The sequence below is a fragment of the Lysobacter hankyongensis genome, from assembly GCF_039543145.1.
GTDB lineage: Bacteria > Pseudomonadota > Gammaproteobacteria > Xanthomonadales > Xanthomonadaceae > Lysobacter_I > Lysobacter_I hankyongensis.
This window is the reverse complement of record NZ_BAABJE010000007.1, coordinates 50214-69528: the sequence shown is the minus strand read 5'-3', so window position 1 is coordinate 69528 and position 19315 is coordinate 50214. Positions and strand designations below refer to the sequence as shown.

Genomic DNA, 19315 nt, shown 5'->3' with positions numbered 1-19315 from the left:
CCGCGGCGCGGAGGTTTCAGGGCCGGCGGTTCGGCATCAGCCCAGCGAGGCCAGCCACTCGTCGTCGGAGCCTTCGTTCACGCCTTCGAACAGGAAGGTGGAGAGATAGCGTTCGCCGGTGTCGGGCAGCATCGTCAGCAGCACCGAACCTTCCGGCGCGGATTCCGCGGCCTTCAGCGCGGCGGCGGCGGTCGCGCCGGCCGAGATGCCGACGAAGAGGCCTTCCTCGGCGGCGAGTCGCCGCGAGGTGTCGCGGGCGACGACGTCGTCGATCAGGATGATCTCGTCGGCGATGGTGCGGTTGAGCACGCCCGGCAGGAAGTCCGGGGTCCAGCCTTGGATCTTGTGCGGCTTCCACTCCTGCCCGGACAGCAGCGCGGCGCCGGCAGGTTCGGTGGTGACGATGCGGATGTCCGGACGCGCGAGTTTCAGCACTTCGCCGGCGCCGGTGATGGTGCCGCCGGTGCCCCAGCCGCTGACGAAGTAGTCGAGCCGCTTGCCGGCGAAATCGCGCAGGATTTCCGGACCCGTGGTGCTGCGGTGATAGGCGGGATTGGCCTCGTTCTCGAACTGGCTGGCGAGGAACCAGCCGTGCTTCTCGGACAGTTCACGGGCCTTGCGCACCATGCCGCTGCCGCGCTCGGCGGCGGGGGTGAGGATGACCTTGGCGCCGTAGGCGCGCATCAGCTTGCGGCGTTCGACCGAGAAGGTTTCGGTCATCACCGCGACGAATTTGTAGCCGCGCGCCGCGGCCACCATCGCCAGCGCCACGCCGGTGTTGCCGGAGGTCGCTTCGACGATGGTGTCGCCGGGCTTGAGCAGGCCTTTCTTCTCGGCGTCGAGCACGATGGCGATGGCGAGACGGTCCTTGACCGAGCCGCCGGGGTTGAAGGCTTCGACCTTGGCGTACAGCGTCACATGCTTCGGCGCGATGCGTTGCAGGCGGACGATCGGCGTGCCGCCGATGGTGTCGAGGATGTTGTCGTAAAGAGCCATGAGCGGATTCCTGTGGTCTGGCGGATTTCGGGAAGTGGACGGCGTTCGATGATCGCGACGCTCATCGACATCGGAAGATGGCGGCGGGCTGCGCGGTCATGCGGCCTCCGCCAGCGCCGCGGCGGCGTCAGGAACGTCTGCGGCGCGCGCTTCCGCGACCAGCGGCGCGTCGCCGAACCAGTGCAATCGTGCGGCCAGCGCGGCGACTTCGCCGACGAACAGCAGCGCGGGCGAACGGATGTCGTGGCGACGCGCGCATTCCGGCAGGTCGTCCAGCGTGCCGACGACCACGCGCTGTCCTGCGCGGGAGCCGTTCTCGACCAGGGCGCAGGGCGTGGACGCGGCGCGGCCGTGCGCCAGCAGGCGCGCGCGCACGCGCTCCAGTCCGGACACGCCCATGTAGAACGCGAGCGTCTGCTTTTCGCGCGCGAATCCGGCCCAGTCCAGGCCGTCGTCTTCCTGCTTGCCATGCGCGGTGACGAATCGCACCGACTGCGCGTGATCACGGTGGGTCAGCGGAATGCCGGCATACGCGGCGCAGGCCAGCGCCGCGGTGATGCCCGGCACCACTTCGAAATCGATGTCGTGCGCGCGCAGGAATTCGAGTTCCTCGCCGCCGCGGCCGAAGATGAAACCGTCGCCGCCTTTCAGCCGCACCACGCGCCTGCCGGCACGCGCGTGTTCCAGCATCAGCGCGTGGATGCCTTCCTGCGGCACGTGATGGTGGCCGGCCTCCTTGCCCACTTCGATGCGTTCGGCGTCGCGGCGCGCGAGTTCGAGCACGTCCGCGCTCACCAGACGATCGTGCAGGATCACGTCGGCCTCGTTGAGCAGGCGCAGACCCCGCAGCGTGAGCAGCCCGGCATCGCCGGGACCGGCGCCGACCAGCGCCACCCGCCCGCGCGCGTTCAGGTCGGCCGATGCCTCCAGCAGGGCCAGCAGCCGCTGTTCGCCGGCCGCGGCGTCGCCGCGACGCAGCAGGCTCTGCACATCGCTGCGCAGCACCGCATCGAAGAAACGCCGGCGCACGCCGGTATCGGGGATGCGCATGCGGATCCGGTGGCGATGTCGCACCAGCAGATCGCCGAGCGCGCCCAGCGATTCGTCGAGATCGGTTTCGAGTTTCTCGCGCAGGTGCCGCGCCAGCATCGGCGCGCCGCCGCCGCTGGAGATGGCGATCTGCAGCGGGCCGCGCTCGATCCGCGCCGGCACCTGGAAACTGCAAAGGGGCGCGTCGTCGACCACGTTCGCCCAGATCCGGCGCGCTTCGGCGGCGGTGGCCACGGCGCGATTGGCGTCGGGATCGTCGGTCGCGGCGATCGCCAGCCAGACATCGTCGAGCCAGGCCGGTTCGAAGCGGCCGGTAAGCAGTTCGATCCGACCTTCGGCGGCCCAGGCGGCCACTTCGGGGGAGAATTCCGGTGCGCCGACCCGCACCCGGGCGCCGGTGGGCAGCAGTGCGGCGATCTTGCGTCGGGCCACGGCGCCACCGCCGACCACCAGAACCGGTCGGCCGCGGAGGTCGAGAAAGGCGGGGAACAGGGGCGACGTGCCGGCGTCCTCCGTCCGCGTCGCGTCTTCCCGGGCCGGGTCGGCCGGGTGCGGTGTGTTCGCGTGGGGCTGGGCTTCGGGCATGGCCGATCCGCCGGGAAGAGGGGCTTTCCAACGTAGTTCCGGGACGGAAACGCAGGAAATGATCGCGGGGCTTGGTTATATGCTTATCTGGAATAAGGCGCCACACTCATATCCAATCGTTATCTGTTATTCATATCGCTTGATGCGAATGAAGAGATTTTCGGGCGCCGTCCGGATTCATCGAGCCCCGCATCCCGCCACGCTCTCCGCCATGAGCCCGCCACTGCCATGACCCTGGTCCAGCTCCGCTACTTCGTCGCGATCGCCGATGCCGGCTTCAACATCACTTCGGCGGCGGAGCACGTCCACGCCACCCAGCCGGGGCTGTCGAAGCAGCTCAAGCAACTGGAGGATGAGCTCGGCTTCCTGCTGTTCGTGCGCAAGGGCCGCAGTCTGGAAGGGCTGACGCCCGCCGGCACCCAGGTGCTCGCGCACGCGCGCAAGCTGCTCAGCGAGGCGGCGAACATCCGCGCGTTCGCCGCCAACCAGCGCCGCGACGGCCAGGGTCAGCTGCTGATCGCCACCACCCACACCCAGGCCCGCTTCGTGCTGCCGCCGGTGATTTCGCAGGTGCATCAGGCGTACCCGCAGTTGAGCATCCATCTGCAGCCCAGCGCCGATGGCGACGTGCTCACCCAGCTCGCCCGCGGCGAGGCCGATCTCGCGCTGATCAGCACCGCGGGTGCCGCGCCGTCCGACGGCATCGCCATTCCGCTGTTCCGTTGGCGCCGCGTGGTGCTGTTGCCGCGTGCGCATCCGCTGGCGCAGAGCGGTGCGCGGCCGACGCTGGCGGATCTCGCCGCCTATCCGCTGGTGAGCTACGAATCCTCGATCCGTCCGGATTCCTCGCTGCGCCGCGCCTTCGCCGGGCGCGGATTGGAGCCGCAACTGGCGATGACCGCGCGCGACGCCGATCTGATCAAGACCTATGTCCGCGCCGGAATCGGCGTGGGACTGCTCGCGGAGATGGCGGTGAGCGCGATCCAGGACAACGACCTGGTCGCGCTGCCCGCGCCGGACGCCATTCCGGAATGCACCGCCTGGGCGGTGCTGCCGCGCGAGCGCGTGCTCCGCGATTACACCGTGGAGTTGCTGGTGTCTCTCGCGCCGCAGCTCGATCGTCACGATCTGCGGCGGATTCTGGCCGGCAATCAGACCGCGGAATGGCCGGCGCCCCCGAGTTGGGCGGAGTTGAGCCAGGCGATCACGAACTGAAGCATCACGGCGACGCGTCGTCCACGCGCTCGTCGCGCACCAGGAATGCGGTCGCCGCGAAGCCGCGCAGCAACCTGCCGGAGAGCATCGTTTCGACCGCCATGAAACCGTACACGGAACGACCGGTGACCGCGCGCACCGGATGGCCGTCGGGCAGGTCCGCGATCACGTTCGCATCCGGTGGGGTGCTGCGTCGCGGCCGGCTGCGCAGTCGCAGCGCGCTGCCGCGCGTTTCGACGCGAAGGAACGGGCCGGTGGCGGGCGGTGCGGCCGGCGATGGCGCGAGGGCTTCGTCGATCGACACGGTCTTCGACAGCCGCAGGAACGCGAAGACCGATTCGCCGTAATAGCGCTGGCCGTCGAAATGGCCTTGACGCAGCCCGCGTTCGGGCCGGAAGCGGCCGGTGTTGTAGACGATGGCGACCTGCGCGAGCGCTTCGTTGCCGAGGCTGCGGCGGTGTTCGAGGCCGAGCGTGCGCAGGCCGCGCTTCAGTTCGTCGACGCACATCGCCAGGGTGTCGTCGAAACGCGCGTAGCGGCGGTCCAGGAAATAATCCGGATCGGTGCGGAAATGCTGCAGGTCGCGCTGGAACAGCCCGTAACCGCGGCAGAACTTGTCGGGATTCTCGGCCGAGCGTTCGTAACCGGGAATATGCGCCGCCATGTCGACGAGCACCTGGCGCGCGATCGCGAACATCGCCGCGCCCTGCGGATGCGACAGCAGATCGGCGCGGTGCTTCGGGAACGGGCGTCCGCTGCCGTCGGCGCGCGCATCGATGGTGTCGCCCACGCACAGTTCGAGAATGCGTGCGATCGGCATGCGCTTGCGACGCAGGGTCGACCAGATGAAACCCGTTTCCTGGCAGGCGATGGCGACGACCAGATCGACGCCCAGCGGCGTGCCTTCGACCGCGGACGCGATGCGCGCCGCGAACTGCCGTTTGAACCAGAGGATATCGTTGCGGTCGGGCATGGCCCCTCCTGGGCGTGCGCCGTTCGTTCGGGGTGCGATGCGGAAGACGCGGATCACCGCACGGCCCGGATGCGTCCGCATCCGGGCGACGGAGGCCGCGGTCCTCAGCGGCTGGCCGTTTGCATGGGGAAATCCAGCGGTTCGATTTCCTCGACCAGCAGCAGCCGGATGTCGTCGGACGACAGCAGTGCGCGCAACTGCGCAGCCAGCGGTTTCAGCTGCTCGTGGCCGGTGCACAGCGCCCAGACCTGGTCGACCATCGTCGCGATGTCGTTGGCCGGGTCGTAGTGCACGGCGCCGCTCTGGGCGACGATCTGCAACAACTGCCGGGCGAGATCGCGTGCCTGTTGCACTTTCGCCGCATGCGGGCGGAGCGCGTCCTGTGCGGACAGTTGCAGTTCGTGCATCAGGCCGATGGCGATGGCATGCTGGCGGCGACGCAGCGTGCCGCGCCGCTGTTCGTCGTATTCGGCCGCGAGGATGCGCGCCTTGTGGCCGGCGAGATCGGCGGCCGCGACCAGACCGTGTCCCGACAGCAGCGTTTCCGATGCGTCGATCCAGTGCAGCAGGTCGTCGAGCGCGGTCGGCGATTTGCGTTCGAAGCCGCGCACCAGCGAGGGCACGCGCAGCAACTGGTCGGACATCTGGCGGACGAGCTGGAGTTTCGATCTCAGCATGGCGGCTTACTCCGGGATCAGTTTGCGTTCGATGGTGCCGTCGCTGCGTTCCGAGGTCTGCCATTCCATGCCGTCCTCGCCGATCTTCATCCGGATGTGGATGATGTCTTCGGGACGCTGCTCGCGCAGGCGATGGGATTCGGCGATCACGGCGAGCTGGTCGAGCACGGGTTTGTCGACGACGCCGTTCACCAGGCCGAGACCGAGTTCGTGGCAACGCTTCGTGATCTCGTCCTGCGGGTAGCCATCTGGGAACTTGCCCTCGTGCAGGCGCGCTTCGATGCCGATGTCGAACAGATTGGAGATGATATCGCCCGCGAAGGTCAGCATCGGCTTGATCCGATCGCCGGAGACGCGGATGCCGTCCACGAGTTTCGGAATGTGCGCGTCGAGCGCGGAGAGCAGTTTCTGGGCCGCGACCGGCGGCAGTTCCACGTAGCCGACGAAGCGCGAGAGTTCGCGCGCGCAGATGCGCTTGAACTCGGCGTTGCCGATGGGGTCGAGCTGGTAGCCGCTGCGTTCGCTCAGCCCTTCGATCGCCACCGGAATGGTGAGTTCGATGTCGCCGATGCGCATGCGCGGCACGGAGAAATGTTTGAGCAGATCGTGTTTCGCGTATTGCTCGGCGACCTGCACGGTCTGCAGGTCGGCGATCACGCGCGCGTCGGTGATGCTGGCGACGAGGCCGCCGAGATATTCGTTGAGGGTGGGCATGGTGCGCTGTCCTGGAAAGGGCTTGGGAAAAGTGGGGCCGGCCGGAGCCGGCCCCGTTCGATGCGGAAGCGGTTCGACGCCGCGGTCGCGAGGGCCGCGCGCGTCGATCGCACCGGCTTACGCCGCCGCTGGCGCTTCCTGGCGGATGATGCTTTCTTCCATCAGGTTCAGGATCCGCTCGAGGCCGGCCGGCATCTCGTCGTTGACCGCGCGGACGCGCACACCGAGGTTGTAGGTGCGCTCGGTGGTGCTGGTGCTGCTGGACGTGCGCTTGTACGAGGCCGAGGCCTTGAATTTCACCTTCCAGATCCGGCCGCTGACTTCGGCGTTGGCCGCGAACTCGCTGGAGACGTTCGTGGTTTCCACCGAGGTGAGCTTGGCGTTGAAGTCGATGTTGACTTCTTCGATGCGCAGCGCCGGGATGGTCAGCATGGTCAGGAACGGCACTTCGATCTCGACGTCGACCTTGTTGTAGGGCTGGTTGGCGGGGGCGCTCGTCGCGGTCGGGCTGTAGCCGGGATTCGGGACGTCCTTCTTGTACTTGAATTTCACGTAGCGCAGATCGGACGGCAGCGACGCGTTCTGGTTCGGGATGAAACCGACTTCCTTGATGAAATTGACCTGCGACATCGACGCGGCATGCTGCGCATCCACGGCCGCCTGCAGCGGGCCGCCGATGTAGACGCTGAAGTCGAGGCTGTTGAGTTCCTGCACGAGATTGGGCATGTGTTGCTCCTTGTGGTGGTTTGCCTGCTCTTTCGCCTACTCTGTTGCGGCTTTTCGGCATCCGCCGTCGCGCGCTGCGCCGTCTTCCCCGGCCGGCGGTCTCCATCCGTGGAGTCCACCGGCCAGGCAAGTGCGTCCCTGCGAAGGAAGACGTCCTGTCCTCCTCCCGGCGATCTTCGATGGGTGTCGCCCGGCACGCATTCGGGCGTTCGAGGATGACGTCGTGTCTTTGCGTGCTGTCCATTATCGGCATCGGGGTCGCACGGACTGCGACGCCGGACGATCAATGAAATCTCTTGAAAAACAGATGTTTTCGTGATTCCTCGGGCGACAGATTTCGCCTTCGTCAAGGCTTGCGTCGAGGCCGGAGTCGTGGTTCGGGAACGACGCCCCTGCGCTCGCGCGGCGCACAAAAAAAGACCCGGGCATGCCCGGGTCTTTCGTGTCGCGTCATTGTCGCCGACGACTCAGAACGTGATGCTCCAGCTGTCGATGAGGCCGGTATCGCCCGCGGCGTTGTCGTTCACCCGCAGCTTCCAGATGCCGTTCAATACTTCGGTCGACAGATTCACGGTGTAGGTCGTGTTGATGTTGTCCGCGCTGCCGCCGGTGCGGTTGTGCAGCACGTACACGCTGCCGTCCGGCGCCACCAGATCCACCTTCAGATCGCCCTTGTAGGTGTGGACGATGTTGACGAGAACCGGCGTCGCCGCGCCCGCGTTGCCGCTGCGACCGGACACGGTGATCGGGCTTTCCACCGTCGCGTTGTCGCCGATGGCGACGTCGGTGCCGTTGGTGTAGGTCTGCGCACCGCCGGCGCTCACCGTGACCGACTGCGACTTCGTGTTGGTGAGACCGCCGTTGTCGGTGACGGTGAGGCTGACGTTGTAGGTGCCGGCCGCCGCGTAGGTCCTGCTCGGATTCGTCGCGGTCGAGGTGCTGCCATCGCCGAAATTCCAGCTGCGCGCGGCGATGCTGCCGTCGCTGTCGGTGGAGGTGTCGGTGAACGTGGCGGTCAGCCCCGACGCCGTGCTGCTGAAGTTCGCCACCGGTGCGACGTTGCCGCCACCGCCGCCGCCGGTGATCGTCAGCAGCACCGCATTCGGTGTGCCGGGTTTGCCGGCGGCGTCGGTGCCCTGCACGTAGACGATGTGCTGGCCCGCGGCCAGACCGGTGGTGCCGAGGCTGGCGGTGACCGTCTCGCGGGTGGCGTTGAAGCTGCCGTCGCTCGCGCTCATCGCGATGCCGGTCGCGCCCGCTTCCCACGGCGGCAGGTCGAGATAGAGCTTCGCCGATGCGATCGCCTGCGTGGTTTCGGTGCCGTTGCTCTGGTTGAACTGGCTGTCGTCGAGGATCGCGGAGATCGTCACCGGCGTGCCGGCCGGAACCGACGCGCTGGAGGTGGACACGCTCACCGTGTTCGGGCCGGACGGATAGCGGTAGGGCGCGGTGAGATTGCGCGCCGCGTACTTCAGCGACGCGAGATTGTTCGGCAGCGTCGAGCCGGTGAAGGTCGAACAGGATTCGAAGAACGAGACGCCGAGTTCGATCGTGTAGCTGGGCACGCCGAGCAGACCGTACATGGTGTCGTCGGTGGTGCCGTCGGTGCCGTAGAGCTCGTTCGACTGCTGCGGGCGATAGCCGTTGAAGTAGGCCATGCGCCGGCCCAGCGTGCGCAGCGCGGGACCGTTCGGCGCCGCCGCGGTGGTATCGCCCCACGACCACAGCACCAGCTGCGAATAGCTGTGGATGTCGAGGAACATGCCCTGGTAGTCGTCCGGGGCGGCGCTGGTGTTGCCGTCGCTGCGGCGATCCGGGAACAGGCCGCCGCTGTAGACGCCGCTGGCGTTCGGTGTGCCGGCGACGAGCCGCATCAGATTCTGGGTTTCGGGTTCTGACTGCGCCAGCGGGCCGCGATAGGTTTCGACGCAGGCGTTGCCGCTGGAGCCGCCGGCCACGGTGTTCCAGTGGAAGGGGAAATTGCGGTTGAGATCGATGCCGACGCTGTTGGCGCTGCAACTGCCGTTGGTGTTGTTGACGTTCTTGCGCCAGGACAGGCCGGTTTCGGCTTTCTTGCGGCCGTCGGGATTGGCCTGCAGCACGAGATAGAACGTGTAGTTGTCCATCAGCCAGGTGGCTTCCGGGTCGCTGCCGTATCCGTTGACCAGCCATTCGCCGAAGCGGGTCAGCAGCTCGGCCGGGGTGTATTCGCGGGCGTGGATCGAACCGAACATCACCATCGGCGGCTTGTTCGGGCGCGTCGCGTTCGTCGCCGAATTGGTCAGTCGCAGCACCTTCATGTCGTAGCCGCCGGTGTTGCGCGACTTCAACCAGGTCGGACCGATGTTGGACACGCTGGCGAGCGCGGGTTTGTTCGCGACCAGCTGGTCGATGGTCGCGTAGGTCTCTTCGACGGTCCGATAACAGGCATAGCCGGAAATGCTGCGGGTGCCGAATCCGCCGCCGCGCATCGCGGCTTCGGCGCTGCGGATGCGGTCGGTCGAGGCCTGATCGATGTCGACGCGCATGCCGCTGCGCCGGATCGCGTCGATATCGGCGGTGGTGGCTTCGGTGCGGACCGTGCGCTGGGTGCGGTCGACGATCATGTGCTGGAAGCGCGACGCCAGCGACTGCAGCTGCGCGCGATCGCGATACTGGATGGTCACGAAGACCGGCCGCTCGTCTTCGGCGGATGGTGCGCCGGCGTCGGGGGGCGCGGCGAGGGCGGTGTCGGGCAGCGGAGCGGCGAGGCAGAGCAGAAGCGCGGCAGGCAACAACAGACGAGCGGTCATGATCTCTCCATGTCGGGGTGGTGCGGTCGCATCATGTCGACCGGGTGGGCCGCGGGCGCGGCAGGGCTGGGGGAACGTGTGTGTGCCGCGAATGCGTGCATTTTGCAAGCGTCGCCGGCGCGATGGCCGCGCGCGCCCGGCCGTGTCGATGGCGGTCCCCCACTGCGTGCGCGCGTTCGCGTCCCGTGAAACGCAGGCGATGGATGCGGATCGCGCCGCGCGTCGCCTGCGCCGCATCGCGGTCCTTGCGGCATGCGACGACGGCGCGATCTGTTGCCCTGCAACAGTCGTTTGCGGCAAATGAGAATCGATCCGCTGAGCGTGCGCGATCGTCGGGTGAGATGCGCGTCTCGTTTCGGGCGCGATCGATGCCGGAGAGCGCCCAACGACATCGGGCCCGGAATTCCGGGCGGTAGAACAAGATCGGGCCCGGAATTCCGGGCGGTAGAACAAAAATCGGGCCCGGAATTCCGGGCCCGAAGGGGGGTGTCGCCGAATTGCGCTGCAGCAGCGGGATCAGAAGCGGTAGTTGACGCCGACGCGGATGGTGTCGAAATCCAGATCCTGGCGCACCGTTTCGGTGTAGGCGGGGCTCACGAAGGTGCTGCCCGGCAGGTAGACGGTGTCGTAGTCGAAATCGTCGAGATTCGTCCGCAGGTATTCGCCGCGGATCGACCACTGATTGCCGAAGTCGAATTCGTAGCCGAGGCCATACTGGGTGCCGTCAAGGCGATCGGAGAAGCCGCCGAGCTTGGCGTAGCCGCCGTTGCTGGTGATGCCGGCGGCCGCATCCACGTCCACCTGCGTCCAGCCGCCGGTGGCGTAGACGAAGTGACGATCCGCGGCATAGCCGAGTTTCACGCGCAGGCTGGTCTGGTCGTTGAGTTCGACGGCGTTGACGGTCGTGTAGCTCAGCGAGGGGAAAGCGGTGGTGGCGCGCGGGCCGTCGACGGCGGACTCGTCGATGTTCAGCCAGCTGTGATCGAGTTCGGCGCCCAGCACGAAACCGCCGAAGTCGTGGTTGTAGCCGAACTGCAGGCCATAGCCGCTGCCGCTCGGATCGAGGTCGTTGGACATCTGCGCGACCACTTCGTCGCGCAGCGCGGCCGATTCGCTGGACCAGGCGCCACCCAGCGCGACGCGGGCATCGGATTCGCCGCTGCCGTGGCCGGCGCTGGCGCCAACGTACCAACCGGTCCAGCCGTCCGCGGCGAACGCGGAGGTGCTGAGCAGCGAGGCGGCGATGAGAACGGACAGACGCTTGAGCATGGATGACCTCTTGTCGAATCGAATGATGAAGGACGGGATGGAAGCGGACGGCGGGATGGTGCGCCGGCCTCGAATCCAGCAAACGCAGAGCCATGCGGCGAGAGGACACCGCGGACCGCGGCCGTGTTCAGACACCATACGGCCGAAGCATGTCGCCAGCGGTCGCGGGCGGATCGGCCCCGACGGCCGGAAACGGGGGGCGCGTCACGTCTCATGGCGGCGGGCGCTCGCCGCGAACGTGGGCTGCCGGTATCGTATGGCCTGATACCGCAGGGGAATGCGGGCCGCGGAACGAGGGGGGGATCATGACCAGCGCTGAATCCGTGGCGACGCGCGAGCGCATCCAGAAGGAATGCCGACAGCTCGTGCTTGCGCAGGGGCGTGCCGGTGCGTTCGCGACCCTCGCCGTGGCCGTGCTGTTCCTGTGGACGCTGCGCGACGTGCATTCGCCGGAATTGCTGGGCGGATGGGCGATCGCCGTGGGCCTGGCGTCGGCGTTGCGGATCTGGCTGGCGTCGCCCGCGCAGTGGCAGCCGGATGCGAACGGCGACAGTCTTTCCGGCTCCCCGCTGGGCTGCATCCTGCTCGGTGCGCTGTGCGGCGGCGTGTGGGGCGCGGCCGCCACGCTGTTGTTCCCGCTGGGCCACAGCGAGCTGTACTTCGTGATCGCATTCCTGTTGATCAGCATGCCTGCCGCCGCGACCAGCAGTTTCGGCGCCTGGTGGCCGGCGCATGCCGCTTACGTGCTGTGCAACATCGGGCCTTTCGCGCTGTATTTCCTGTTCTCCGGCCAACGGGATTTCGTCGTCGCCGGTGTGGCCGCCTGTTTCTTCGCCGCCTTCCTGCTGCGCCAGGGGTTCGTCGTCAGCCGCACCATCCAGCACAACATCGCCCAGCGCACCGCGCTGATGACGATGACCCGGACCCTGGGCGAAGCGCTCGATCGCGCCGATGCCGCCAATCGCGCCAAGTCCACCTTCCTCACCAACATGAGCCACGAGCTGCGCACGCCGCTGAACGCGATCATCGGCATGAGCGAGCTGCTGGCCGAAGCGCCGGACGCGCCGCAGCACCGGCAGTTGCCGCACAGCATCCATCGCGCCGGGCAGTCGCTGCTGGCGCTCATCAGCGATGTGCTGGATCTCTCGCAGGTCGAAGCCGGCAAGATCGTGCTGCATGCCGCGCCGTTCGCGCCGCGACGACTGGTCGACGGCGTGCTCGACATGTTCGCTCCGGACGCCGACGCCAGATCGCTGGTGCTGGATGCCGTCTGCGCACCCGACGTGCCCGCACGTTTCGTCGGCGATCAGGCGCGATTGCGCCAAGTGCTGGTGAATCTGGTCGGCAACGCGATCAAGTTCACCGCCGCCGGCAGCGTGCGGATCGAGGTCGACCTGCTGCCGGGCGACGACGCGCCGCGCAGGCTGCGGATCGCGGTCGTCGATACCGGGCCCGGCATCGCCGCGCATGCGCGCACGCGGATTTTCTCGGCGTTCCAGCAGGGCGACGATTCCGTGAGCCGGGCGCATGCCGGCACCGGTCTGGGCCTGAAGATTTCCAGCGACCTCATCGCGCTGATGGGCGGGCGCATCGATCTGGACAGCGAGCCGGGCGTCGGCAGCCGCTTCGCGGTGATCGTGCCCGAAGCCGAGGCGAGCGCGGCGTCGGCCGCGTCGGCGGACGATGCCGGCATGCCGCCGACGGTCGCGACCGCGACGCCGGCGTCCGCGATCGGCGGCCTGCGCGTGCTGGTGGTCGAGGACAACGCGCTGAACGCATCGCTGGTCAAGCTCATGCTGGAACGCGATGGCTGCACGGTGGAATGCGCCGGCAGCGGCGGACGCGCGCTGGAGCGGATGGCACAGGATCGCTGGGACGTGGTGCTGATGGACTGCCAGATGCCGGACATCGACGGCTACGCCGCCACCCGTCGTTGGCGCCAGATCGAGATCGCCGAACGGCGCCCGCGGCTGTCGATCATCGCGCTGACCGCGCATGCGATGGCCGACGACCGCCGACGCTGTCTGGAGGCGGGCATGGACGATTACCTGACCAAGCCGGTGAAGCTCGAATCGCTGCGCGGCGCACTGGCGCGACATGCGTCCACGGCGTCCGCGCCATCGGTCCGAACGCCGGCGGCTGCGGACCGCGACACCGAGCCGACGCCGCCATGAGCCGGATCCTCATCGCCGGTGCGACCGGTCTCGTCGGCCGTCATGCGTTGGCCCTGGCGCTCGCGGATCCGCGCGTGTCGCGGATCGTCGCGCCCACCCGTCGCGCACTGCCCGCTCACGCGAAACTCGAGAACCCGGTGGTCGATTTCGAGGCCCTGCCCGCGCAGGCGCCCTGGTGGTCGGTCGATGGCGTCGTCTGCGCGCTCGGCACCACGATCCGCGATGCCGGCTCGCAGGCGGCGTTCCGACGGGTCGATGTCGACTACGTGCTCGCGGTCGCCGCGAACGCCCGCGATGCCGGGGCGCGGGCCTTCGCGCTGAATTCCTCGCTGGGCGCCGACGCCGGCGCGCGCGGGTTCTATCTGCGCTGCAAGGGCGAGGCGGAGCGCGGCGTCGAAGCGCTCGGCTATCCGTCGCTGACGATCGTGCGGCCGTCGATCATCGGCGGCGAGCGCGAGCGGCGGCGACCGATGGAGCATCTCGGCATGGTCGCTCTGCGCGCGCTCGAACCGCTGGTGCCGAAGCGTTACCGGGTGGCGCCCTCGGAGCGGATCGCACGCTGTCTGCTCGATGCCGCGCTCACGGCGACGCCGGGCGTGCGCATCGTCGAATCGGAAGCGATCTGAGCGGATCGCCGGCGCGGTTCGGCGCCGAAACCTCCGCCCGGCGCCGCTCTCCGCATGCCGGCATGCGACCGGTCCCGATCCGAAAATCCGTCGCAAATGCATGATTTCAATGAATTTCATGGTCGACGCGGGGCGTCCGTCGATGCGGTCCTTCGCCGCCCTGAGTCATTGCCCCACCGCGAGGGCGCACAATATCCGGCTGTCAGCCGTGGATGTACCGCAATGTCGACCGAAGTTCCCTCCCTGCGTTTCGCCGATCTCGGCCTGTCCGAGCAGGTCATGGCCGCAGTCCAGGAGGTCGGCTACGAAACGCCGTCCCCGATCCAGGCCGCGACCATTCCCGCGCTGCTGGCCGGCCGCGACGTGCTCGGCCAGGCCCAGACCGGCACCGGCAAGACCGCCGCCTTCGCGCTGCCGCTGCTGTCGCGCCTCGATCTGTCGAAGCACACCCCGCAGGTGTTGGTGCTGGCGCCGACCCGCGAACTCGCGATCCAGGTCGCCGAAGCCTTCCAGCGCTATGCGCACAAGCTGCCCGGCTTCCACGTGCTGCCGATCTACGGCGGCCAGAGCTACTACCCGCAGTTGCAGGCGCTGAAGCGCGGCGTGCATGTCGTCGTCGGCACCCCGGGCCGGGTGATCGATCACCTCGAACGCGGCACCCTCGATCTGTCCGACCTCAAGGCGCTGGTGCTGGACGAAGCCGACGAAATGCTGCGCATGGGCTTCATCGACGACGTCGAAACCGTGCTGAAGAAAGTGCCCGAGCAGCGCCAGGTCGCGCTGTTCTCCGCGACCATGCCGTCGCAGATCCGCCGCATCGCCCAGACCTACCTGCGCGATCCGGCCGAAGTCACCATCGCCGCCAAGACCACCACCGCGACCAACATCCGCCAGCGGTTCTGGTTCGTCAGCGGCCTGCACAAGCTCGATGCGCTGACCCGCATCCTCGAAGCCGAACCCTACGACGCGATGATCATCTTCGCGCGCACCAAATCGGCTACCGACGAGTTGGCCGAGAAACTGCAGGCGCGCGGCCTCGCCGCCGCCGCGATCAACGGCGACGTGCAGCAGGCGCAGCGCGAGAAGACCATCCAGCAGTTGAAGGACGGCAAGCTCGACATCCTCGTCGCCACCGACGTGGCCGCGCGCGGCCTCGACGTGGAGCGCATCAGCCACGTGCTGAACTACGACATTCCCTACGACACCGAGAGCTACGTCCACCGCATCGGCCGCACCGGCCGCGCCGGGCGCAGCGGCGAGGCGATCCTGTTCGTCAGTCCGCGCGAGAAGAGCATGCTCCGCGCGATCGAACGCGCGACGCGCCAGCCGATCGCGGAAATGCAGTTGCCGACGGTCGAGAGCGTGAACGATGCGCGGGTGACGAAATTCCTCGCCCGCATCACCGACACCCTGGCGCTGGACGAGAACAGCGGCGGCGAGATGGGCCTGTACCGCGAGCTGGTTGAACGCTACGAACGCGAACACAACGTGCCGGCGATCGAGATCGCGGCGGCGCTGGCGAAACTGCTGCAGGGCGACACGCCGCTGCTGCTGGCGCCGGAGCGCAAGCGCGAACCGCAGGAATTCCAGCAGCGTCGCGAATACGCCGAGCGCGCCCAGCGCGAACCGCGCCCCGAGCGCGGCGACCGTCCCGGCGGCGAGCGTCCGGACCGCAGCGAGCGCGCGCCCCGCGGCGAGGGCGAGGAGCGCGCGCCGCGGCCCAAGAAGGACGTCGGACCGCGCCAGCCGCCGGAAGCAGGCATGGAGACCTATCGCATCGAGGTCGGCCACATGCACAGCGTCAAGCCGGGCAACATCGTCGGCGCGATCGCCAACGAGGCCGGGCTCGACAGCAAGTACATCGGCCGCATCGACATCCACGACGATCATTCGATCCTCGATCTGCCCGAAGGCATGCCCAAGCCGCTGCTGATGCACCTCAAGAAAGTGCGCGTGGCCGGCCAGGCGCTGCGCCTGCAGAAGCTGGACGAATACGACGGCGGCGGATCGAAGCCGCAGGGCTTCAAACCGCGCGGCTTCGCGCCGGGCGGCGGCAAACCCGGCGGGTTCAAGCCCGGCGGCTTCAAACCCGGCGGCTTCAAGCCCGGGCCGAAGAAGCCGCACCGCAAGGGCCCGCCGAGCGGGGCCTGATCGCGTCGCATCGCGCCCGGCGCCTCCCGCGCGCCGGGCTTGTCAGTGCCCCGTGGATTTGATCGACTGTCCGCATGATGGTGGCCCGGAGGGGCGATGATGCGGCGTGTCGTTGCGGTGGCTTCGTTGTGTTGCGCGCTGTGGTGCGCGCCCGCGTGCGCGACGTCGCCGCCGACGACTGAGGCACTGCTCCGGCCCGCGCAGCACGGGCTGGTGAAGATTTCGCCGAACGGCCGCTATGTCGCCGCGACCGTGCGCGAGCAGGACCGGAAGCACCCGCGGGTGCTGCTGGCGATCATCGATCGCGAGACCAACACGCCGGTCCGGGTGCTCGACCCCGAGGAAAAGTCCGAGATCGGCCGGGTCTGGTGGGTCGGCGACGACCGCCTGTTCGTGCAGACCCGCTGGCGTGGCGACATGTTCCAGCAGTACTACACCGATCCGCGGGTGGTCGCGATCAATGTCGACGGCACCGGCAAGCGCATCATCTATGACGCGATCGTCGACACCCTGGTCGACGACGACGAGCACATGCTCGTCGAGCGCTGCGCGAAGTCCACGACCCGAGGCTGCCTCAGCTACGTCCAGAAGGTCGGCACGCGTGGCGGCGTCGGCGGCCCGCGCATCGTCGATGCGCCGGCGGTCGGCGCCAGCTTCTTCACCGACAACGCGGGCCGCGTGCTGTTCGCGCACGCCACGGACGACAATCGCAACCAGCGCGTCTGGATCCGCCGCGGCGAGCGCTGGGAGATTTTCAACGACGAATCGCAGAGCGGCGTCGAGATCGCGCTGATCGGCGTCTCGCGCGACGACGCGCAGGTCTTCATGCAGGTCGAACGCAGGGACGGACCGGACCGCATCGAACGTCTCACCCTCGCGACCGGCGAACGCACGGTCGCGATGAGCGATCCGAAACTCGATCCCGCGTTCGTGGTGTGGTCGGCCGACGGCCGCCAGCCGATCGGCGCCGCCTACGGTCTCGGCGTGCCGCGCGCGCGCTTCTGGGATCCCGCCGATCCGGACGCGAAGCTGCTGCGCGGCATGGAGGCGGCGTTTCCCCAGGATGCGGTCGCCTTCATCGACGGTTCGCGCGACGGCCGGCATGTCGTGGTCAAGGTCTGGAGCGATCGCGATCCGGGCAGTTTCTACATGCTCGACCGCGACACCCGGCGCATGGATCTGCTCGCGCGCGAGAAGCCGTGGCTGGATCCGGAAGCGCTGGCGCGCAACGAACCGATCGCCTTCACGACCCGCGACGGCATCGAACTGCACGGCTATCTCACCCTGCCGCTCGCCGCCGCTTCGCCGCCGCCGCTGGTGGTGATGCCGCACGGCGGACCGTTCGGCGTCCGCGACGAATGGGCCTACGACGAAGAGTCGCAACTGCTCGCGGCCAACGGTTATGCCGTACTGCGGGTGAACTACCGTGGTTCCGACGGTTTCGGTCGGGCGTTCGAGCGTGCCGGCCATCGCCAGTGGGGCCTGAAGATCATGGACGACATCGTCGACGCCACGCGCTGGGCGACGGCCAGCGGCCGGGTCGATCCTGCGCGCGTCTGCCTTTGGGGCACCAGTTTCGGCGGCTACGCATCGCTGATGGGCGTCGCGCGCGAGCCGGATCTTTTCCGCTGCGCGATTTCGACCGCCGGTGCGACGAATCTGGTGGTCACCCGCAAGTGGGGCGACACCCAGCGCACCGCGTGGGGCCGCCGTTATCTCGACGAGGCCGTCGGCGACGACGAGCAGGCGCTGTTCGAACAATCTCCGGTGCGGCACGTCGACCGCATTCGCGCGCCGCTGCTGCTGGTGCACGGGCAGCACGACGATCGGGTGTCGTTCGAACATGCACGGGCGATGGTCGCGGCGATGGAGAAGGCGCGGAAGCCGGTCGATACCCTGTTCTTCACCGACGAAACCCACGGCATCTACGGCGAAGAGAACCGCCGCGAGTATTACGATCGCGTGCTGGCGTTTCTGCGCACCCACCTCGCGACGCGCTGAGCGCTTCCGACGACGACACCGCCCACGCAGGAGATCCGCGATGCTCATTCCGACCTATTGGGCCGAAGCCCGTCTACAGCACCGGGAAGGACGGCGCACGGTCACGCTGCGACGCTTCGGCTGGTCGGAGGTCGGCGAGGCCGAGGCGCAGGCGCATGCGGACACCCGCGCACGGGAGGCGATGGCGCGGGTGCTGTCGGGTGAAACGCTGCCGCGCCGCGAACGCCGGGTCGCCTACAACGGCGCCGAGGGCGTGCCGATCCGCGAGGAGATCGTCGACCGTCACGGCGACAGCGCGATCACCCGCACCGGCTACGGCGCGCTGTGCCTGAACACGCCGGACGTCCTGTTCGCTGATATCGATTTCGCCGAGCACAGTCGTCCGCGGCATGTGCTGGCCGCGATGGCGCTGGTGTTCGTGGCGGCGGCCGCCGCGCTGATCGGGGTGTTCCACGTGCAGGTCATCGCGTCGCTGATCGTGGCCTTCTTCGCGTCGCTGCTGCTCGGCGTGCCGCTGCCGGGCGCGCTGCGCAAGGTCGTCGTCGCGCTGCGCGGCGGTCCCGAGCAGGTCGCGCTGCGTCGCGTGCGCCGGTTCGTGGCGTCGCATCCCGACTGGCGCCTGCGCGTCTATCGCACGCCGGCCGGCCTGCGCCTGCTCGCGTTGCATCGCCGCTTCGATCCGCGCGAGGACGCGGTCCGCACGTGCTTCGATGCGCTGGGCGTCGACCCGCTCTACGCGCGGATGTGCCTCAACCAGAACTGTTTCCGCGCACGGGTCACGCCCAAGCCCTGGCGCATGGGGCTGCAGCGTCTGCGCGCGCCGTATTCGGCGGCGTGGCGGCCCGAGCACGCGTCGTTGCCTGCGCGGCGCGCGTGGATCGAGCGTTACGACCGCGAAGCGCAGGGCTATGCCGCCTGCCGATATCTCGAAACCGTGGGCAGCGGTCCGAGCGATCCGGGCGCCGAATCGGTACAGGCCCTCCACGATCTGCTTTGTCAGGCGGAGCGCGAATTGCCGCTGGCCTGAGCGGCGTCAGCCGGCGACGACCTCGATCGCGACATCGCCGACCTCGACGCGCTGTCCGCCGCGGATCTTGCAGGTCTTGCGCAGTTCGACGATGCCGTCCACCCGCACCTCGCCGCTGGCGACCAGGTGCTTGCCCGCGCCGCCGCTGTCGCAGATGCCGGTGAGCTTGAGCAATTGATGGAGTTCGACGTGGTCGCGGTCGAGTTCGAAACGGAGAATCTGCATGGGCGCGTCGACGAGAGAAGGGCGGCGATGTCCGCCCGGTCCGGCGTAGCATAACGGGCCGGTTGCGCGGCTGCTGACACAGGGTTGTCAGCAGGACCCGCGGATACTGCGGCT

At 68.3% G+C, this 19315-nt stretch carries 15 protein-coding genes; 6 read left to right on the top strand and 9 right to left on the bottom strand.

Going from position 1 to position 19315, the window contains the following annotated elements; all coding sequences use genetic code 11:
- Nucleotides 1-36: 36 nt before the first annotated feature.
- Complete coding sequence (gene cysK / locus ABD974_RS08425; RefSeq protein ID WP_345302870.1) at nucleotides 37-996, bottom strand: cysteine synthase A; 960 nt, start codon at nucleotides 994-996, stop codon at nucleotides 37-39.
- Between the two features lie 96 nt (nucleotides 997-1092).
- Nucleotides 1093-2631: a siroheme synthase CysG gene (gene cysG, locus ABD974_RS08420; protein WP_345302869.1), complete on the bottom strand. Its 1539-nt coding sequence runs from the start codon at nucleotides 2629-2631 to the stop codon at nucleotides 1093-1095.
- Nucleotides 2632-2859: 228 nt separating this feature from the next.
- On the opposite strand from cysG, the gene ABD974_RS08415 reads away from it, so the two are divergent.
- Complete coding sequence (locus ABD974_RS08415; RefSeq protein WP_345302868.1) at nucleotides 2860-3846, top strand: LysR family transcriptional regulator; 987 nt, start codon at nucleotides 2860-2862, stop codon at nucleotides 3844-3846.
- 4 nt (nucleotides 3847-3850) lie between these two features.
- Here the strand turns inward: ABD974_RS08415 and ABD974_RS08410 are convergent, their stop codons facing one another.
- From ABD974_RS08410 to ABD974_RS08385, 6 genes are all read right to left on the bottom strand, one after another.
- Nucleotides 3851-4819, bottom strand: coding sequence for a hypothetical protein (locus ABD974_RS08410; protein ID WP_345302867.1), 969 nt, complete (start codon nucleotides 4817-4819; stop codon nucleotides 3851-3853).
- 104 nt (nucleotides 4820-4923) lie between these two features.
- Entirely contained in the window at nucleotides 4924-5496 is a 573-nt protein-coding gene (locus tag ABD974_RS08405; RefSeq protein ID WP_345302866.1) for a hypothetical protein, read from the bottom strand.
- A 6-nt stretch (nucleotides 5497-5502) separates the two neighbouring features.
- Entirely contained in the window at nucleotides 5503-6210 is a 708-nt protein-coding gene (locus tag ABD974_RS08400) for a hypothetical protein (protein ID WP_345302865.1), read from the bottom strand.
- 117 nt (nucleotides 6211-6327) lie between these two features.
- Nucleotides 6328-6936: a DUF2589 domain-containing protein gene (locus ABD974_RS08395; protein WP_345302864.1), complete on the bottom strand. Its 609-nt coding sequence runs from the start codon at nucleotides 6934-6936 to the stop codon at nucleotides 6328-6330.
- A 467-nt stretch (nucleotides 6937-7403) separates the two neighbouring features.
- The gene (locus tag ABD974_RS08390; protein ID WP_345302863.1) at nucleotides 7404-9728 is read right to left on the bottom strand and encodes a M14 family zinc carboxypeptidase; all 2325 of its coding nucleotides are present in this window, start codon (nucleotides 9726-9728) and stop codon (nucleotides 7404-7406) included.
- A 516-nt stretch (nucleotides 9729-10244) separates the two neighbouring features.
- A complete protein-coding gene (locus ABD974_RS08385) occupies nucleotides 10245-10997 on the bottom strand; it encodes an outer membrane protein (RefSeq protein WP_345302862.1) in 753 nt (250 codons plus the stop codon).
- Between the two features lie 305 nt (nucleotides 10998-11302).
- Between ABD974_RS08385 and ABD974_RS08380 the strand changes: the two genes are divergently transcribed.
- The 5 genes from ABD974_RS08380 to ABD974_RS08360 all read left to right on the top strand — a co-directional run bounded on the left by ABD974_RS08380 (nucleotide 11303) and on the right by ABD974_RS08360 (nucleotide 18976).
- Nucleotides 11303-13171 carry a response regulator gene (locus ABD974_RS08380; RefSeq protein WP_345302861.1) on the top strand — a complete coding sequence of 623 codons (1869 nt, stop codon included), beginning with the start codon at nucleotides 11303-11305 and terminating at the stop codon, nucleotides 13169-13171.
- On the top strand, nucleotides 13168-13797 hold the full coding sequence (locus tag ABD974_RS08375; RefSeq protein WP_345302860.1) for an NAD(P)H-binding protein: 630 nt from the start codon (nucleotides 13168-13170) through the stop codon (nucleotides 13795-13797). The genes ABD974_RS08380 and ABD974_RS08375 overlap by 4 nt, the downstream gene beginning before the upstream one ends.
- Nucleotides 13798-14019: 222 nt before the next feature.
- The gene (locus ABD974_RS08370; protein WP_345302859.1) at nucleotides 14020-15948 is read left to right on the top strand and encodes a DEAD/DEAH box helicase; all 1929 of its coding nucleotides are present in this window, start codon (nucleotides 14020-14022) and stop codon (nucleotides 15946-15948) included.
- Between the two features lie 213 nt (nucleotides 15949-16161).
- Entirely contained in the window at nucleotides 16162-17949 is a 1788-nt protein-coding gene (locus ABD974_RS08365; RefSeq protein ID WP_345302858.1) for an alpha/beta hydrolase family protein, read from the top strand.
- 40 nt (nucleotides 17950-17989) lie between these two features.
- Complete coding sequence (locus ABD974_RS08360; protein ID WP_345302857.1) at nucleotides 17990-18976, top strand: hypothetical protein; 987 nt, start codon at nucleotides 17990-17992, stop codon at nucleotides 18974-18976.
- 6 nt (nucleotides 18977-18982) lie between these two features.
- Here ABD974_RS08360 and ABD974_RS08355 read toward each other — a convergent pair whose 3' ends face one another.
- Nucleotides 18983-19201: an RNA-binding S4 domain-containing protein gene (locus ABD974_RS08355; protein ID WP_345302856.1), complete on the bottom strand. Its 219-nt coding sequence runs from the start codon at nucleotides 19199-19201 to the stop codon at nucleotides 18983-18985.
- Nucleotides 19202-19315 lie beyond the last annotated feature (114 nt).

Coding starts and splice junctions, on each gene's coding strand:
- cysK (WP_345302870.1), bottom strand. CDS start 996: ATGGCTCTTTACGACAACATCCTCGACACCATCGGCGGCACGCCGATC.
- cysG (WP_345302869.1), bottom strand. CDS start 2,631: ATGCCCGAAGCCCAGCCCCACGCGAACACACCGCACCCGGCCGACCCG.
- ABD974_RS08415 (WP_345302868.1), top strand. CDS start 2,860: ATGACCCTGGTCCAGCTCCGCTACTTCGTCGCGATCGCCGATGCCGGC.
- ABD974_RS08410 (WP_345302867.1), bottom strand. CDS start 4,819: ATGCCCGACCGCAACGATATCCTCTGGTTCAAACGGCAGTTCGCGGCG.
- ABD974_RS08405 (WP_345302866.1), bottom strand. CDS start 5,496: ATGCTGAGATCGAAACTCCAGCTCGTCCGCCAGATGTCCGACCAGTTG.
- ABD974_RS08400 (WP_345302865.1), bottom strand. CDS start 6,210: ATGCCCACCCTCAACGAATATCTCGGCGGCCTCGTCGCCAGCATCACC.
- ABD974_RS08395 (WP_345302864.1), bottom strand. CDS start 6,936: ATGCCCAATCTCGTGCAGGAACTCAACAGCCTCGACTTCAGCGTCTAC.
- ABD974_RS08390 (WP_345302863.1), bottom strand. CDS start 9,728: ATGACCGCTCGTCTGTTGTTGCCTGCCGCGCTTCTGCTCTGCCTCGCC.
- ABD974_RS08385 (WP_345302862.1), bottom strand. CDS start 10,997: ATGCTCAAGCGTCTGTCCGTTCTCATCGCCGCCTCGCTGCTCAGCACC.
- ABD974_RS08380 (WP_345302861.1), top strand. CDS start 11,303: ATGACCAGCGCTGAATCCGTGGCGACGCGCGAGCGCATCCAGAAGGAA.
- ABD974_RS08375 (WP_345302860.1), top strand. CDS start 13,168: ATGAGCCGGATCCTCATCGCCGGTGCGACCGGTCTCGTCGGCCGTCAT.
- ABD974_RS08370 (WP_345302859.1), top strand. CDS start 14,020: ATGTCGACCGAAGTTCCCTCCCTGCGTTTCGCCGATCTCGGCCTGTCC.
- ABD974_RS08360 (WP_345302857.1), top strand. CDS start 17,990: ATGCTCATTCCGACCTATTGGGCCGAAGCCCGTCTACAGCACCGGGAA.
- ABD974_RS08355 (WP_345302856.1), bottom strand. CDS start 19,201: ATGCAGATTCTCCGTTTCGAACTCGACCGCGACCACGTCGAACTCCAT.